We start from the raw sequence: 16,119 nt of genomic DNA, 5'->3' as shown, positions 1-16,119 counted from the left end.
ATGATTGACACCCAGTCATGGCGATGGCTAGCTTCGAGATACGAAGCCAGCGGAGAGGTGGTCATGAAGAGGTCGCGCACGTTCGTATGGGAGGACCCCCGGGAGACCGCGGCCGCGGTCGGCCGGCTGAGCGGTTTGGCGTTCCTGGAGGAGATGCTCGCCGGTCGCGTTCCCCATCCGCCCATCATGGCGATGCTCGGATTCGGCCTGGAGGAGGTGGCGGCCGGGCACGCGGTGTTCGCGCTGGAGCCGGGGGAGGAGCACTACAACCCGATCGGCAGCGTGCACGGCGGTGTCTACGCCACGCTCCTCGACTCGGCCGCGGGCTGCGCGGTGCACTCGATCGTGCCCGAGGGCATGGGCTACACCTCGCTCGACCTGACGGTGAAGTTCCTGCGTCCGATGACGGTGGACACCGGCAAGATCCGCGCCGTCGGCAAGGTGCTCAGCCACGGGCGGCGCACCGCCCTCGCGCAGGCCGAACTCCTGGACGGCGACGACCGCCTGCTGGCGCACGCCACCAGCAGCTGCATGCTCTTCCCGATGCCGCCGCGCTGAGCGGGACCGGAAATGTCCTGTTGCCACGTCAGGAGCCCTACCGGGGCGTAGGGTTGGGGCGTGGCCGACGAGACACACGAGGGCGGGACGCTCCCCGACGGAACCCTCCCCGGCGGGGAGCGCTCCGGAGGGACGCACAACACCGTGAGCGGGCAGGCACGGGTGGGAGCGGTGGTGCAGGCCCAGCAGATCGGCGAGCTGCACCAGCACATCCAGGCGGCGCCGCCGCCGGAGGCCGAACCGCCCTACCAACTGCCGCCCGCGATCCGGCTCTTCGTCGCCCGCCAGGCGGAACAGGAGCGCATCCGGGGCGCGGCCGAGAGCCGACCAGGGGAGCGCGGTCCACGGGTCGTGACGCTGGTCGGGATGGCCGGGATCGGCAAGACGGCGCTGAGCTTCGAGGTCGGTCGCGCGCTCAGCGACCGGTTCCCCGACGGTGTGCTGTACGTGGACCTCGACGACTACCGCCGGGACGGCGCGGTGGAGCTCGCCGATGTGCACGCGGAACTGCTGACCGGCCTCGGCGTCGCGCCCGAGTGGCTCAAGCGGTCACCGGCGGGCCGTCAGAAGCAGTACTGGAGCCGCACCAACGGCAAGCGCCTGCTGGTGGTGATCGACAACGCCGGCTCCGACACCGAGGTCGAGCTGCTGATCCCGTCATCGCCGGGGAGCATGGCGATCGTGGCCGGCCACGGGGCGCTCCAGCAGCCGCCCGGCGCCGACTCGGTGGAGGTGCCGGTGCAGCCGCTCGCCGAGGAGGACGCGGTGCGGCTGCTCCGCCGACTCGTCGACGACGAGCGGCCGGCCGCCGAGCCGGAAGCGGTGCTGGAGCTGGCGCGCGGCTGCGGCGGCCTGCCCGCCGCCCTGCACGTCGCCGGGCGGTGGGCCCACAAGTACCGGCGGCGCAGCCTGAGCAGGCTGGTCGCCGAGCTCACCGCGGAGCTGCGGGAGCGGGGCATCCCGATCGTGGAGGCCGTCTGGGACGCCGCCTACGACGGCCTCGGGCTGGAGGCGGCCCGGCTCTACCGGGTGCTGCCGCAGTTCCCGGCACCGGCGGTCACCGCTGCGGCCGCCACCGCGTTGCTCGGGGCCGGCCCGCTCGCGGCCGAGGAGGCCTTGGAGGAGCTGGAGCGGGCCGGGCTGCTGGAATACCGGCCCGAGGGATTCCGGATGCACGACTTGCTCCGGGGCCACGCCGAACGCCGCTCCCGCCAGGCGGACCCGGAGGGCACGGAACGCACCGCGGCCCGCCGGCGGCTGGTCCGCTGGTACCGGCGTCAGGCGGCCCGGGCGGACCTGCTGGCGGCCGGCTCGCGGATGACGTTCGCGGAGCTCGAAGCCGCCCTTCCCGACGTGCCCGACGTCGAGTTCGCCGGCACCAACGGCAAGGCCGCCGCGCTCCGCTGGCTGGAGGCGCACCGCCTGGCCCTGTACGGCTGCGTGCGCTCGGCGTACGACTCCGGCTGGTTCGTGGATGCTGCGGCGCTGTGCGAGCCGCTGTGGACGCACTTCCTCGACCACCCGCACTACGCTGACGTCATCGAGGCCTTCGGCACCGGTATCGCCGCTGCGGACCGCCTTGAGGACCGCCGGCTGATGGTACGCATGCGCTGCCAACTGGCGCGCCCGCTCTGGGAGCAGGAGCTGTTCGGCGATGCGGCCGAGCAGCTGCGGCAGGCCATGGGCACCGCTGACGGCCTGGGCGACGACCCGAAGGATCGCAAACTGAAGGCCTCCGCCGTGGAGTTCCGCGGCCTGCTGAAACTCGCCCAGCACGACTGGGCCGGCGCCGCGGTCGACTTCGAGCTGTCCAGGAGCGAACACCAGGCGATCGACAACGCCTATGGTGTGCTGCTGCAGACGTACCAGCTCGGCAAGGCCGCTCTCGGCGCCGGGGATCACACGCGAGCGGCCGAGCTGTTCGAGGAGGCTCACCAGGCGGCCCGTCACCAGGAGCGGGAGCGCATGATCGCCCGCACCGGCTTCGAATTGGGACGGGCGCTGCGGCGGTTGGGTCGTACGGACGAGGCGTCGGCCCTGATGCGGGCGGCCCTGGTCGCGGCTCGCGAGCGCGGCTCCAGCACCGAGGAGGTACGCGTTCTGAAGGAACTCGCCCGTCTCGCAGATGACTTGGGTGACCCGGCGGAGGCCCGGCGGCAGCGCGCTGAGGCTCGCCTGCTGACCGAGCGCTCCGGAGGTCTGGCGGATTCCTGACCTGCTGAACCTACTGACCGAGTGACCGACGCCCGTTCAGAGCTCGTGATCGAGGTCGGTGGCGCCAGGGGCGGCCAGCTCCACCCGGACGGCGAGCCGGCCGACTCGGCAGTCGAGTGAAGTAGGCGCCGTCCACGCTGAGTTGGCGTTGAGCCAGGCGTGCACGGCCGAGACCACGGCCGTCGGGTCCGCGCGCCGCACTCGGCCGTCTGCCCGGTTCGGTTCGATGCGGACGGCAACGAGTCCGGCTCGGTGGTGCCGGATCAGGCAGCGGTCCGCGCCGAGGATCGCGGCGGCAGTACGGCGCCCGGGCAGCTCCGCCAGGACGTGAGCGGTCCAACCGGCCGCCGTCCAGGCACTGTTGGGAGCGGGGGTGGCGGAATCCTGCCGCTGCGCATGGCGCCACAGCACCGCCGCACTCTGCACCTGCCGCAGGCCGGCGTCCGGATGGGCGGCCGCCCGATGGTGGACAGGACCGGACCGGAAGGAGGGGTAGCGCTCGACGGTGATGTGATGCCCGGTCAGCTGGGGGATCTGCACTGCAAAGGCCGACGGCGGTGTGGGTGCGGCGCTCGGCTGCGGCAGCTGACGGATCGTCGGGGCGGCAGCGGGCGGCTCCAACTGCAGGAGCCGGTACAGCTCGTGGCGCAGTCGCGGCAGCGACTCGCCCGGCAGCGCGAAGGCGGCTTCGGCGGCCGGGCGGGCGTCCTGGGCGACGGCCTGGCGCAGGGCTTCGGGCAGCTCGGCGGGGTCGCCCAGGTGGGGCGCCTTGGCCAGCAGGTCGGCCATCGGGCTGCCGGGTATCAACTCGTCGCCGCCGTCGTAGGCGCCGATCACCGGGCGGCCGAGGGCGGCGGCGTAGAGCGCGGTGGAGCCGTGGTCGGTGATCACGGCATCCGCGGCGATCAGCAGCGCGGCCCACTCCTGATGGGGCCCGGCCAGGACCAGGCCCGCCGCCAGTGCAGGCGCGAGCTGCCGGGCGAGGTCGAACTCGCCGATCCTGCTGTACTCGTTGGGGTGCAGGACCAGGGCGAACTGGTAGTCGTCGCAGGGGAGGCCGCCGACCAACTCGGCCGGCAGCCCGGGGTGCCGGGACAGCAGGGACTCCGGACCCCAGCTCGCGGTGAGCACGACGAGCCGGCGGTCACCGGTGCCCAGCGCGGCACGGTAGCCCTCCCGATGGATCACCGAACCCAGGATCCGGTCCAGGGTGGGGTCGCCCACCACGGCCGCCCGGGCCGCCGCCGGCGGGCAGTGCTCGGCGAGCCGGGCGAGCTGGTCGCCGTGGGCCAACGCGTGCAGACTGGCCCAGGGTTCACCGTCGGCGAGCAGGTAGTGCGGATCGAGTCCGGACGGGATCCCGGGCGAACCGTCGCCGCTGATCGCCTTGTTGAAGCCGGCGCCGTGCGGCAGCAGGACGCGCGGCCCGGACAGTGCCCACACCGCGCCCTTCGGGCTGGCGCTCAGCACCAGGTCGTGCCCGCCGCGTCGGGCCTCGTCCCAGGGGATCAGCCGGGCGCCGGCGTGTTCCAGGGCGGCGAGGGCGTCCACATCGAAGTCCGAGCCGGGGACCAGGGTGAAGCGGCTGGCGATCCGGTCGTCACCGTCGAAGACCGGCAGGACGTCGAGCAGCCGGTGCAGCGCGGTCGCCGACCGGACGGCAACCAGCACCGAACGGCACCGCAACGCGGCACCGGACCGCGGCGCTGCCTGCTGCCTGCTGCCTGCTGCCTGCTGCCTGCTGCCTGCTGGGAACCGTCAATCGTAGCCGTCCGACGCTGTCTTTAGAAGCTCGAACGGCATCCTACCGGGCGGTGCCCCAGGGGAGGCCGGATCCCCTGGGGCACCGCCCGGGCACGTGCTACGGCCGATGCGTCAGCCGAGGCTGGACGTGATGAAGTTCTGGCCGTCGTACGAGCCCCAGCCGGTCACCTGGTCGTAGCCGGTGCCCGCGGAGAAGGCGCCGTTGGAGCCGCTGGTGACGTCGTGGAAGGCGGAACCGTAGTTGGAGCCGCCGGCCAGGTTGTAGATGGTCGGGTTGGCGAAGCCGAACTTCGCCCCGCCCTTGGCAGCCGCGTACTGGTTGTAGACGGCCGTGAAGGCGGCCCAGTTCGGGGCGGCGCCGCTGGTGCCGCCGATCTCCTGCCAGGCACCGCCGGTGTAGACCGCCCAGCCGCTGCTGGGGTCGGCCGCGGCCGCGACGTCCGGCACCTCGCGCTGCGTGATGCCGAGCGAGGACTGGTAGCTGGGGGCCGAGTAGAAGGTGGAGGTGCCGCCGCCGCTGCCGGACCAGGCGGTCTCGCCCGCGTAGCTGCCGTCGGAGTTGGCGGACAGGGTGGTGCCGCCGACGCCGGTGACGTATGGGTCGCTGGCCGGGTAGTCGACCGAGGTGCCGCCGTTGCCCGCGTCGTCGGAGCCGCTGTCACCGGAGGCCGCGTAGTACGACTGCCCCTGGGCCGAGGCCTCCTGGTAGGTGTTGTCGTCTGCGCTGCGCTGCGAGTCGGTGGTGCCGGACTCGGCCTGGCCCCAGCTGATCGAGACGATCGGCACGTTGTCGCTGACCAGCTGCGAGTAGAGGGCCTCGTCGCCGGCGGTGCTGTTGGGCGCCTCGTAGACCTTGATGTTGGCGCCGGGGGCGAGCGCCTGGATCACCTGGATGTCGAGGTCGACCTCGCCCGCGCCCGAGCTGTCGGTGGTGCCGCCGGCGACGGGGACCACGGTCGGGGCGCTGACGTTCAGGCCGTAGTTGGAGTCGTAGGCGTCGACGTCCGACTGGTCGTACGAGGAGAACTCGACCAGGCCGATGGTCTGGCCGCTGCCGGTGTAGCCGTTGCCGTTGAGCCCGGTGAGGTCGTAGGCGGCCTTGCCGCTGGTCGGGTCGAGGCCGGCCGACGCGTCGGCGGTGGCGCTCGGCTTGACGGCCGGGTTGGCGTGGCTGAAGTGCGAGTGGACGGTGTAGTTGTTCAGACCGGCGACGTCGACCACCTGGGACGCGAAGGTGGCCGGCAGCGTCGGGGCGCTGGTGTTGGCGAAGTAGTCGCGCGCGGCGTGGTTGTCGTGGAAGGTGGCCAGGTGGGTGTTGAAGGCCTTCTCCAGCTGCTGCGCGCTACCGGAGGCGGTCACCGTGAGGTGGTTGGCCGACACCTTGCCGACCGCCAGGCCCTGGCCCTTGAGGTAGTCGGTGACCTGGGAGATGGTCTTGTCGCTGGCGCCGAACCGGTCGGCGAACTGCTTGACCGTCAAGTAGTGCTTGTACTGCGGCGACTTGGGGTCCGAGACCTGCTTGAGGAAGCTCTGCAGACCGGCCTGGTCGCGCACGGCGAGGCTGACCGTGACGTCCTTCTTGTCGGTCGGCGCGACGTCGCCGGTGCGCACGGACTGGGCGAGCGCCTTGACCACGTCGCCGTGGACGGCGAGCTGCGGCTGGGGGGCCGCGTGGGCGGGGCTGGTCAGCGCGAGGGCGGCGATGACCGACATCGGCGCGGCGAGCGCGCCGAGGACCTTGAGACGGTGGGGAGTCACAAGGAGATCCTTCCTTGTCATGGATGCATCAATGGATCGCCGCTGAAAGGTTGGGGACCGATCGGCGGGGACTGAGCAACCGTAAGATCCCCGCCGGTCACCCGGCAGCCGTGAAAACCCTCGGTCGTCCCTGTACTGACCCGCCATCAGGAAACGTCCAGGAAACGTAGGGTGCCCTATCAGGAAAGGGGGTTACGCCCTCGCGTCAGTCCGTCGGCGCCTTGGCGAGCTCGGTGCGCGAGCGCACGCCGAGCTTGCGGTAGACCCGCGACAGCGACGCCTCCACCGTCTTCACACTGATGTAACAGGCCGCCGCGATCTCCCGGTTGGTCGCCCCGTCTGCCGCCAGCGCCGCGATCCGCTGCTCCGAGGGCGTGAGCAGCACCGCGCCGGACGCGTCGGCCGGCTGCCGCGCCGCACCGGCGCGCCCGCCACCGCCACCCTGGATCCGCCGCTTGATCGGGCCCAACCAGGCGGCCGCCCCGGTGTCCTGACAGATCCGCAGGGCCTCGTCCGCCGCCGACCGGGCCGCCCCCTGACGCCGCCGTCGGCGCTCCAGCTGCGCCTGGGCGGCCAGCGCCCGGGCCAGCTCCAGCGGAACCCCCTCGGACCGCAGCCGTGCGACGGCGCGCTCCAGCAGTGCGGCGGCCTCGGCGTGCTCACCGTGCGCCAGGTGCCACAGCGCCTCGGCCCGTTCCAGGCACCCGAGCACCGCCTCGCGGTCCAGCCGCCGGGCCGCCTCGGTCACCTGGTCCAGCAGTGCCCTGGCCTCGTCCAGTGCCGCCCTGCCGCCCTGGCACACCAGGGCCTCCACCAGGTCGGCGTGCCAGCGGCCGACCCCCGGATCGACGATGCCCATGGCACGCTCGATGTCCAGCGCCTTGCGCAACGCCCGCACGGCCGCCTCGGGTTCCTCGCCCATCAGGTGCACCCGGCCGAGCACCGTGAGGTTCCACAGCAGCCAGAAGCGATCACCCTCGAGTTCGGCGGTGCGGGCCCCGCGCTGGGCCAGCTGCCGGGCCAACTCCAGTGAGCCGCCCACCGACTCGGCCGCCGCCGTGACGTAGGCGACCGGGCCCGCCTCCTCGAACGCAGCCCCGTAGCCGTCCTCGCCGGTCTGCTCGACTCCCAGGCGCCGCGCGTGCAGGGCGGCCACCTGCCGGGCGGCCCGCAGCGCCCCGGCGCAGTCCGCGGCCCGGATCCGCACACCGGCCAACTGGATCGTCACGTCGATCAGTTCCTCCATCCCGAGCTGGCCGGTGAACCTCCTGAGCAGCTCCAGGAGCGAACTCTCCGCCGCGGCAAGCCGGTTGGCATGCAGATGGAAGACGGCCTCGGTCATCAGGGCCTCGCGCAGCCGCACGTCGTCGATGCCGTTCGCGCGGGCCGTCTCCAGCGCCAGGGCGAGGGTGGACTCGGCACGCGGGTCACCGCCCAGTCGCCGCAGGTAGGCCAGTGTGGTCAGCGCCTCCAGCTGGGTCTCGGGCTGGTTCGCCGCCGCCGCCAGGTCGGCGGCCCGCCCCGCCGCCGCCTCGGCCTGGTCGAGCCGGCCCGCGAGGAGATCCCGGTCGGCCTGCCAGCAGCGCAACCGGGCCTCCAGGCCGGGCGAGTCGGCGGCCGCGGCCTCCGCCAGCCCGTCCCGGATCAGACCGCCCTCGTGCTCCAGTGACTGCCCGGCGCAGCGCAGCAGCACCAGGCGAGCCCGCACCCGCACCTCGGGGTCGGGCTCCTCCAGCAGGGCCTGCGCCTCGGCGCGCGCGGCGTCCCGGTGGCCGGCGTCCACCGCGTAGTCGGCGGCGGTCAGGCGGCGTTCGGTGCGCAACTCGGGCTGCTCGACCGGGGTGCGGGCCACGGCGAGGGCGGCGAGTTCGGCGGCCGTGCCGGGGGCGCTGCGCCGCCGGGCGGTGGCGGCGGCGGTCATCAGGCTCCGCGCGACCTCCTCGTCACGCGCCGGGTTGGCGAGCGCCCGGTGTCTGGCGCGCTCCACCGGCTCGGTCTCCGCCGCGGCCAGCCGGGCGTGCGCGTTTCGCCGGGACCGGCCGCCGGCCTCGGCGTAGACGGCGCGACCGAGTGCCGGGCTGTCGAAGACGACCTGGCCGTCCGGGGCGATCCGCAGCATGCCCAGCCGTTCGGCGGTCTCCAACTCGACGGTGACGGACGGCCCGCCGGCGGTGGCCAGCAGGGTGAGGTCGGGGCGCGCGGCGGCACTGACCAGCAGCAGCGCCTCGCGGGCCGGCTCCGGGAGCGTGCGCAGCAGCTCGGCGTGGTGCCCGCCCGGCGGCTCGGCCGCCGTGGGCGCCCGGTTCGGGCCGCCGTGGACCCAACCGCTCAGGCCATCGCTCGACCCGCCGTTCGCCGCTGGGGCATTGAACGGCAAGCCGTCGGGCGGCAGCGTGCGCAGCAGCTCCAGCGCATCGCCGGGATTGCCGCGCGCCACCCGGGCGATCTCACGCACCGTGGCGGACGGCAGCGGTTGCCCGGCGTGCTCGGCCAGCAGCACCGCCAACTCGGCGGGCGTCAGCGGCGGAACCGTCAGCCGCGCGGTCCCGGGCGGGCAGAGCGAGGCGAACGCCGGACCTCGCCCGGCGGCGACGGGTTCGCCGGCCACCATGCGCAGCAGCGTCCCGCCGATCCGGCGGGCCACGAACCCCAGCACCCGCGCGGTCGGCTCGTCCACCCAGTGCAGGTCGTCCACCACCAGCCAGACCGGCCCCTGGTCGGCGAGTTGCCGCAGCAGCGTCAGTACGGCCAACGGCACCCGGGCGTCGCCCAGTTGACCCGCGTCCGGCTGGCCGCCGCGCAGCAGGGCGGCCCGCAACGCGTCGCCCTGCCCGGCCGGCAGCCGGTCCAGCGCCTCGTCGTCGACGTCCTCCAGCAGGTCGATCAGCCCCATGAACGGCAGCGCCTGCTCCGCCGCCACCGGCGAGCAGCGCAGCACCCGCACGCCGATCGCCCGGCCGTGCGCCACCAGTTGCTCCAGCAGTCGGGAGCGCCCGATCCTCGGCGGGCCGAGCAGCAGCACGCCGGGAGCCTCCCGCATCGCCTCGACTGCCCTGTTCATGACACTTTCATGGGCGGACACGGGTCCGGCAGCCATCTCCATCACCCGGAGCAGTCCCTTCGGCGGTTCTCGTGTTCACGTCATCCTTGGGGAGACAGACGTGGGCCACGGGCATCCCGTTCCGGTCAAAGGAGCAGGCTCGGCGACCGTTCTGCGGGCATTCGGTGCCGATACCGGAACCGATCACCGTCAGTGGACCGGCGGCGACCAGGGCGTGCCGGTCGGCGACGCCCCGGTCGGCCGGACGCTGCTATTCGACGATGGCCAGCTCGCGCGAGGTGTCGTTGAAGCGACGGCCGCCGGTCTCGGTGACGGTGACGATGTCCTCGATCCGGACCCCGAAGCGGCCGGGCAGGTAGATGCCGGGCTCGATGGAGAAGCACATGCCGGGGACCAGCGGCTGCTCCTCACCCTCGATCATGTACGGCGGCTCGTGGGTGGTGATGCCGATGCCGTGACCGGTCCGGTGGATGAAGTACTCGCCGTAGCCGGCCTCGGTGATCACGGCACGGGCCACCCGGTCGATCTCCTGGCACGCCACCCCGGGGCGGACGGCCTCGAACGCCGCCTGCTGGGCCCGGCGCACCACCTCGTGCACCTCGCGCACCTGGTCGGGCACCTCCGCGCCGACGTGCACGGTCCGCGTGGTGTCGGAGCCGTAGCCGTCCTTGAGGCCGCCGAAGTCCAGCACCACGGTGTCGCCGGGCCGGATGACCCGGTCGCCCGCCTCGTGGTGCGGGTTGGCGCCGTTGGGGCCCGAGCCGACCACGGTGAAGTCGACCTGGCTGTGCCCGAATTCGAGCAGCCGGGCGGCGAGGTCGGCGGCGATGTCGCACTCCCGGCGACCCGCGAACGGCACGGTCAGGATCGCCCGGTAGGTGGCGTCGGCGGCCGCGCCGGCGGCGGCCAGCCGCTCGAGCTCGTCCTCGCCCTTCACCGCGCGCAGCATCGGCAGTGAACTGGTCAGCGAGCTGAACGAGCCGCCGGGCAGGGCTTCTTGGAGACCCAGCAGGTGCATCGCCCAGGCGGAGTCGCTGATGCCGTACCGGCCGGCCGGATCCAGCAGCGGGCGGAGCACCTGGTACGGGTCCATGCCGTCGGTCCAGTCGGCCAGTTGGAGCGCCGGGGCGCCGATGGCGTGCTCGGCGTCCGGCCGCTCCAGCTTGGGCACCAGCAGGGTGGGGGCGCCGTCGGCCGGGAGCACCATGGCGGTCAGCCGCTCGGTGATGGCGGTGGGCTGGTACCCCGTCAGATGGACCAGGTCGGGCCCGGGGGTGATGACCAGCCCGGCCAGCCCGGCGCGGGCGGCTTCCCGGGCGGCCCGGGTCATCCGGTCGGCGAAATCCTGGGTGGTGAAGGGGATCGGCACTGCGGCCTGCCTTTCCGGGTGAGGGGGCGCCTGGCTGGGCGCAGCGTAACAGCGCAGGCGGCCGCCTGCTCGGGGATTCGTCAGGCGACGGATCTCCAGCAGGCGGCCACTCGGCGGGAACCCGCCGTCACACGCGTGCGGCCGTCCGCGCGGTCTCCTCCTCGGGCTGCTCCAGCCGCGCCGGCAGCTGCTCGCCCTCCATGTCGACCCGCGGTACCAGCCCCTCCAGCCACCCGGGGAACCACCACGCCGCCCGCCCGAACAGTGCCATCGCGGCCGGCACCAACGCCATCCGCACCACGAAGGCGTCCACCAACACACCCACCGCCAGCGCGAATCCGATCGGCTGGACGATCGGGTCACGGCCGAAGACGAAGCTGCCGAAGACCGAGATCATGATCAGGGCCGCCGCGGTGACCACCCGGGCACCGTTCTTCACGCCGGCGACCACCGCCTCGCGCGGTGCCATGCCGTGCGCGTGCTGCTCCTTCATGCCGGAGACCAGGAACAGCTCGTAGTCCATCGCCAGCCCGAACAGCACCCCGATCAGCAGGATCGGCACGAAGCTCACCACCGGACCGACCTTGGGCACGTCGATCACGCCGTCCAGCCACCCCCACTGGTAGACCGCCACCACGGCGCCGAGCGAGGCGGTGATGCTGAGCAGGAAACCGGCCACCGCCTTCAGCGGCACCAGGATCGACCGGAAGGCCAGCGCCAGCAGCACCAGCGCGATACCGACGATCACCGCGACGAACGGCGGCAGCGCGGCGCCGAGCTTGTTGGAGACGTCGATGTTGGCGGCCGTGGTGCCGGTGACCGCGATCCGCGCGCCGGTCTCGGCCTGCAGCGCACCGCGCTGGTCGCGGATCTGGTTCACCAGCTGCCGGGTGTCGGCGTCGTCCGGGCCGCTGCGCGGGATCACGGTCAGCAGCGCCGTGCGGCTCGGCTGGTCGACGGTCGGCGGCAGCAGCGACTGCACGTCCTTCAGACCGGACAGTTCATGCGTCACGGTCTGCACCGCCTGCTCGGGCGCGGCGGCCTGCCCGGCGTCCACGACCACCACCAGCGGGGCGTTGAAACCGGGCCCGAAGCTGCGGCTGACCTGGTCGTAGGCCGTCCGGGCGTCGGTGCCGACGGCCTGTGAACCGCCGCCCGGCAGGCCCAGGTCGAGGCTCGCCGCCGGCACCGCCAGGGCGGCCAGCGCGGCCAGTCCGGCCACCAGCACGGCCAGCGGGCGGCGCACCACGAAGCCCGCCCAGCGCTCGCCCATGGTGCGCCGACCGGGGGAGCGCAGCGCACGCCGCCACATCGGCAGCCGGTCGATGGCGCGGCCCGCGAAGCCCAGCAGCGCGGGCAGCAGGGTGATCGCGACCAGCACGGCCACCACCACCGCGCCGGAGGCGGCCAGGCCCATCACGGTGAGGAACGGCACGCCCGCGACCGCCAGGCCGGCCAGCGCCACCACCACCGTCAGCCCGGCGAAGACCACCGCGCTGCCGGCCGTCGCCGTGGCGCGGGCGGCGGCCTCCTCGGGCTCCAGCCCCTCGGCGAGATGGTGGCGGTGCCGCGACACGATGAAGAGGGCGTAGTCGATGCCGACCGCCAGGCCGACCATCAGTGCCAGCACCGGCGCGGTCGAGATGATCTCGAACGAGCCGGCCAGGGTGAGCAGCCCGGCCATCGCGATGCCGACCCCGACCAGCGCGGTGGCCAGCGGCAGTCCGGCGGCGACCAGCGAACCCAGGGTGATCACCAGCACCGCCCCGGCCATCAGCAGACCGACCGACTCCCCGCCGCCGACCTGCGCCATCTTGTTGTAGGCGTCACCGCCGAAGGCGACCGTCAGCCCCGCGGCGTGCGCCGCTTCGGCGGCCGCCTCCACCGCGTCACGCTGGTGGTCCGTGATGTCGGCGAGCTTGCTGTCGAAGGAGACCGGCACCAGCACGGTCTTGCCGTCCGGTGCGACGGCACCGCTGGTGTACGGGTCGGGGGCGGCCGCGACGCCCGGCACCGCCTTGATCGCGGTGACCGCCTCGCTGACCGCCGCCGCCGTCTGCGGCGCCTTGATGCCGCCGGGCTGCTCGGTCGAGAAGACCACCAGCGCGGAGCCGTGGCCCTGCGCCGGGAAGGTGCCCTTGATGTGGTCGAGGGTGGTCTGCGCCTCGGTGCCCGGGACCTTGAACTCGTCGCTGGTCCTGCCGGCGAACGCCCCGGCCGCGCCGCCGATCGCGATCAGCACGGCCAGCCAGACGGCGAGCACGGTCCGGCGCCGACGGAAACACCATCGGGCTAGTCGGTACAGGTAGGTGGCCATGTGGAACCCCCGCTCAGGAATCGCGGCCGACAGCGTCATGTCCTCGGGGCAAAGGCGTGCTCGGCCAGGTCGTTCCTCACCGTACGCGCAACTTGGTCGACTGACAAAGTCGAGTGACATGAACGTCTGACATCGTCGAACAACTCAGTCATCAGAACATGGCGATACTCTGGCCTGATGGCACACGTCCCCGCCTCCGAACGACGCCCGCAGCTGATCCGGGCCGCTATCGACCTGATGACCCGCGAAGGGGTGTCCGCCGGGAGCACCCGGGCGATCGCCGCCGAACTGGGCGTGGCGCAGGCGACGGTGCACTACACCTTCGGCACCAAGAAGGACCTCTACCGCGCCGTGGTCGAGCAGCTGACCGCCGACGTCATGGAGCAGGTGCACAGCTCGGCCCCCGCCGAGGGGCCGTTCGAGGAGCAGGTCCGGGCGATGGTGGACGGGCTCTGGGAGAGCTCCGTCGGAGCGGAGGGGCGGTGTGTGCTACTGGAGGAGTTCGCGGCACTGGCCCTGCGCGACCCGGATCTGCAGGAGATCATGAGCGGCCTCCAGAAGCGGACCGAGGAGACTGCGACGGCCATCATCAGCGGCGTCGCCGAGGCCCACGGCCTGGAGCTGGCCCTGCCCGCGCACGAGCTCGCCATCCAGTTCCTGGCCGGCTTCGACGGGCTGGTCACCCGCTACCTGGTGCTGCGCCGCGCCGGCGAGCAGGCCGACGAGGAGGCCGCACGGCAGCTCGACCTGCTGGTGGCCACCATGATCGGCCTCTGCCTGGGCCGGCCCGCCCGGACATCCTGACGGATCGTCAACAGCCTTGCCGCCCGCACCCGGTGGCGCCTCGGGTGCGGGCGGGTTATCCGTTCGGCGCCGGTGTTCGCGGCGTCTGTTCAGTGCCGGCGTTTGCGGTGCCCGCCCTGCCGGCCGTGCTTGGCATCGCGCTCGGCCCGCAAGGCCAGAGCCTCCTCGAAGAGCCGGGCCAGCTCCTTGGCTGCGGGGCTGATCGGGAGCGGCAGCTCGGTCGGGTAGCCGTCGGCATCGACCAGGCCGCGCTCCCGCAACTGGTGATCGTGCACCTTCAGCGGCGGCTCCTGGCTGCGGTCCGACGGGCGCGGCCCCTCCGGGCCGTCCGGCCCCATCCGCAGCAGCCGCTCCACCCGGATCACCCGCAGCAGTCGCCCGGCCACCTCGACCTCGTCGCACCTGGTGTCGTCGAGCAGGTCCGCAGCCTCGGCGTAGACCGCGCGCTCGGCCGCATCCAACCCGCGCATCACCGGGGACATCACCCGCAGGTCCATGGACAGGAAGTCGCGGGCCGCCTGCGGGGTGCGGCAGAGCACCGCCGGCTCGGGGCGCCAGCCGAAGGTCGACTGCTCGGCGATCGAGAAGGCGGTCGGCAGCAGCACGCCGTCGGGGTGGTCGCGGCGGGCCGCCTCGGCGTCCCGCACCGCGCCGGGCGCCAGTGAACGGGCCGGGCGGACCAGCCGGAGCAGCTGCAGCTTGAGGACGCCCTCGCACAGCTCGGTCGGCGCACCCGGGTCGAGCGGCAGCCCGTCCAGCCCGTCGTCGTCCCCGAAGGCGTGCCCGACCGGATGCGGGTCGGGGTCGGTGGGGCGCGGCGGCTCCGGGCCGTCCGCACCGCTGCGGATGAACAGCTCGGCACGCACCACGCGGTAGCGCCTGCCGAGCACGGCCAGCTCGTCGACGACCTCCCAGTCCAGCCGCTTGGCGGCGGCCAGGAACTCCCGCTGCGCCGATGCCTCGCCAGCGGCTTCGGCCGCCGCGGCACGTTGGCGGAACATCAGCGCCATGCTGTCCCGGCTGCTCTGCGGGTCGGGGTGGCCGAGGTGGCGGCAGAGCTGCCAGCCGCCCTCCGCCAGCTCGGTGGCGATGCCGAACACCGGCCCGCTGAAGCCGCGCAGCTCGGGGTAGCGGTCGCGGGCCTGCCAGGCCTCGATGTCCTTGAGGGCCGCGATCGGCTCATCGGGCGTGGTTGCCCGAGTGTTTCGCTGGCCCGGGATGTTCGGTGAGTCATCCGTCATGGCGACAGCATGCAGTCGTTCGGTCACTTGGCGCAGTCGATTGGCGGGGAATCAGCCATCCGGGCGAGCGCGCGGGTGCGGGGGCGGCGAGGGTCAGGTGCGCCGGTGGGGGGAGCCGTGGCCGGCGAGCGGGCGGGTGGGCCCGGGGGCGTCCTGCGGCTCGCGCGGTGCGTGGGGCTTGGCCGGGGCGGCGGGGCCCGTCGCAGGCTCCGTCGGTGCGGTGAGCTCCTTCGAGGGCTCGGCCGGCGCGGCAGGCGCCTCGGCGACCGGCTCGGCACCCGGTGCGGTCGAGGTGGCCGGCTCGTCGCGCGCTGCGGTCGGGGTGGCCGGCTCGTCGCGCGGTGCGGTTGAGGTGGCGGGCTCGGTCGGCGGCTCGGAGGCGGCCGTCGCGCGCCTGCGGCGCTGCCGCCACGCCAGCGCGCCCGCCAGCACCAGCACCGCCACGCCGACCGCGATCAGCCCCGCGAGGCCCACCGTGCGCAGCAGTCCGGCGGCGGAGGCGCCGAGGAAGTACCCGGCGGCGACGTTCAGCGGCCCCCAGGTGAGCGAGGCGGCCGCGCTGTAGCCGAGGAACGAGCGGTACGGCATCCGAGCGGCGCCCGCCGTGAACGGCACGAAGGACCGCACGAACCCGATGAACCGCCCGGTGAACACGGCCGGTCCGCCGCGTCGGCGCAGATAGCCGGCGGCCCGGTCGATCCGACCGCCGGGCTTGATCCGCCGGCGCCGGCACGGAGCGTCGACCCGCTTGCCGAACAGCCGGCCGAGCCAGTAGCCCGTGCTGTCGCCGACGATGCCGCCCGTGATCACCACCAGGGCGAGCAGGAACGGGTTCAGCACCCCGCGGCTGGAGAGCGCGGCGGCGAACAGCACCACCGTCTCGCTGGGTAGCACCAGGCCGACGAAAGCGCTGGTCTCGCCCGCCGTCAACAGGAAGATCAGCGCATAGGCCCACCCGCCCGCGCCCGCCACCAGTGCGGTGAGGTTCACGGCGGCCCCCAGGAGCGGTTGCGGTCAGGCAGCGACGGGTGAT

At 73.5% G+C, this 16,119-nt stretch carries 10 protein-coding genes; 3 read left to right on the top strand and 7 right to left on the bottom strand.

Annotated features, from left to right (window positions below; translation table 11 throughout):
- Window positions 1–63 precede the first annotated feature (63 nt).
- Both E6W39_RS02040 and E6W39_RS02035 read left to right on the top strand, forming a co-directional pair.
- Entirely contained in the window at window positions 64–558 is a 495-nt protein-coding gene (locus tag E6W39_RS02040; RefSeq protein WP_141631971.1) for a PaaI family thioesterase, read from the top strand.
- A gap of 60 nt (window positions 559–618) precedes the next feature.
- Window positions 619–2,772 (top strand): NB-ARC domain-containing protein, encoded by a 2,154-nt coding sequence (locus E6W39_RS02035; protein WP_228717912.1) that lies wholly within the window; start codon window positions 619–621, stop codon window positions 2,770–2,772.
- A gap of 36 nt (window positions 2,773–2,808) precedes the next feature.
- On the opposite strand, the gene E6W39_RS02030 is transcribed toward E6W39_RS02035, so the two are convergent.
- From E6W39_RS02030 to E6W39_RS02010, 5 genes are all read right to left on the bottom strand, one after another.
- Window positions 2,809–4,443, bottom strand: coding sequence for a translation initiation factor 2 (locus E6W39_RS02030; protein WP_228717910.1), 1,635 nt, complete (start codon window positions 4,441–4,443; stop codon window positions 2,809–2,811).
- Between the two features lie 204 nt (window positions 4,444–4,647).
- On the bottom strand, window positions 4,648–6,294 hold the full coding sequence (locus tag E6W39_RS02025) for a S53 family peptidase (protein ID WP_228717909.1): 1,647 nt from the start codon (window positions 6,292–6,294) through the stop codon (window positions 4,648–4,650).
- Between the two features lie 205 nt (window positions 6,295–6,499).
- A complete protein-coding gene (locus E6W39_RS02020; protein ID WP_181799046.1) occupies window positions 6,500–9,355 on the bottom strand; it encodes a helix-turn-helix transcriptional regulator in 2,856 nt (951 codons plus the stop codon).
- A 250-nt stretch (window positions 9,356–9,605) separates the two neighbouring features.
- Complete coding sequence (locus tag E6W39_RS02015) at window positions 9,606–10,685, bottom strand: aminopeptidase P family protein (protein WP_141637485.1); 1,080 nt, start codon at window positions 10,683–10,685, stop codon at window positions 9,606–9,608.
- Window positions 10,686–10,851: 166 nt separating this feature from the next.
- Complete coding sequence (locus E6W39_RS02010) at window positions 10,852–13,080, bottom strand: MMPL family transporter (protein WP_323808974.1); 2,229 nt, start codon at window positions 13,078–13,080, stop codon at window positions 10,852–10,854.
- Window positions 13,081–13,218: 138 nt separating this feature from the next.
- Here E6W39_RS02010 and E6W39_RS02005 point away from each other — a divergent pair, with 138 nt between their 5' ends.
- Window positions 13,219–13,845: a TetR/AcrR family transcriptional regulator gene (locus tag E6W39_RS02005; protein WP_141631967.1), complete on the top strand. Its 627-nt coding sequence runs from the start codon at window positions 13,219–13,221 to the stop codon at window positions 13,843–13,845.
- 89 nt (window positions 13,846–13,934) lie between these two features.
- Here E6W39_RS02005 and E6W39_RS02000 read toward each other — a convergent pair whose 3' ends face one another.
- Window positions 13,935–15,086 carry a DUF5954 family protein gene (locus E6W39_RS02000; protein WP_141631966.1) on the bottom strand — a complete coding sequence of 384 codons (1,152 nt, stop codon included), beginning with the start codon at window positions 15,084–15,086 and terminating at the stop codon, window positions 13,935–13,937.
- Between the two features lie 93 nt (window positions 15,087–15,179).
- Complete coding sequence (locus E6W39_RS01995; RefSeq protein ID WP_181799045.1) at window positions 15,180–16,076, bottom strand: DedA family protein; 897 nt, start codon at window positions 16,074–16,076, stop codon at window positions 15,180–15,182.
- Window positions 16,077–16,119: the final 43 nt, after the last annotated feature.

This window comes from Kitasatospora acidiphila, assembly GCF_006636205.1.
GTDB classification, from domain to species: domain Bacteria; phylum Actinomycetota; class Actinomycetes; order Streptomycetales; family Streptomycetaceae; genus Kitasatospora; species Kitasatospora acidiphila.
Note: the sequence above shows the minus strand (reverse complement) of the source record. Positions and strands in the feature narration are given on the sequence as shown.

Bases quoted from the DNA above. Each gene is read 5' to 3' on its own strand.
- E6W39_RS02000 (WP_141631966.1), bottom strand. From the start codon at position 15,086: ATGACGGATGACTCACCGAACATCCCGGGCCAGCGAAACACTCGGGCA.
- E6W39_RS02005 (WP_141631967.1), top strand. From the start codon at position 13,219: ATGGCACACGTCCCCGCCTCCGAACGACGCCCGCAGCTGATCCGGGCC.
- E6W39_RS02010 (WP_323808974.1), bottom strand. From the start codon at position 13,080: ATGACGCTGTCGGCCGCGATTCCTGAGCGGGGGTTCCACATGGCCACC.
- E6W39_RS02040 (WP_141631971.1), top strand. From the start codon at position 64: ATGAAGAGGTCGCGCACGTTCGTATGGGAGGACCCCCGGGAGACCGCG.
- E6W39_RS02015 (WP_141637485.1), bottom strand. From the start codon at position 10,685: ATGACCCGGGCCGCCCGGGAAGCCGCCCGCGCCGGGCTGGCCGGGCTG.
- E6W39_RS02020 (WP_181799046.1), bottom strand. From the start codon at position 9,355: ATGAACAGGGCAGTCGAGGCGATGCGGGAGGCTCCCGGCGTGCTGCTG.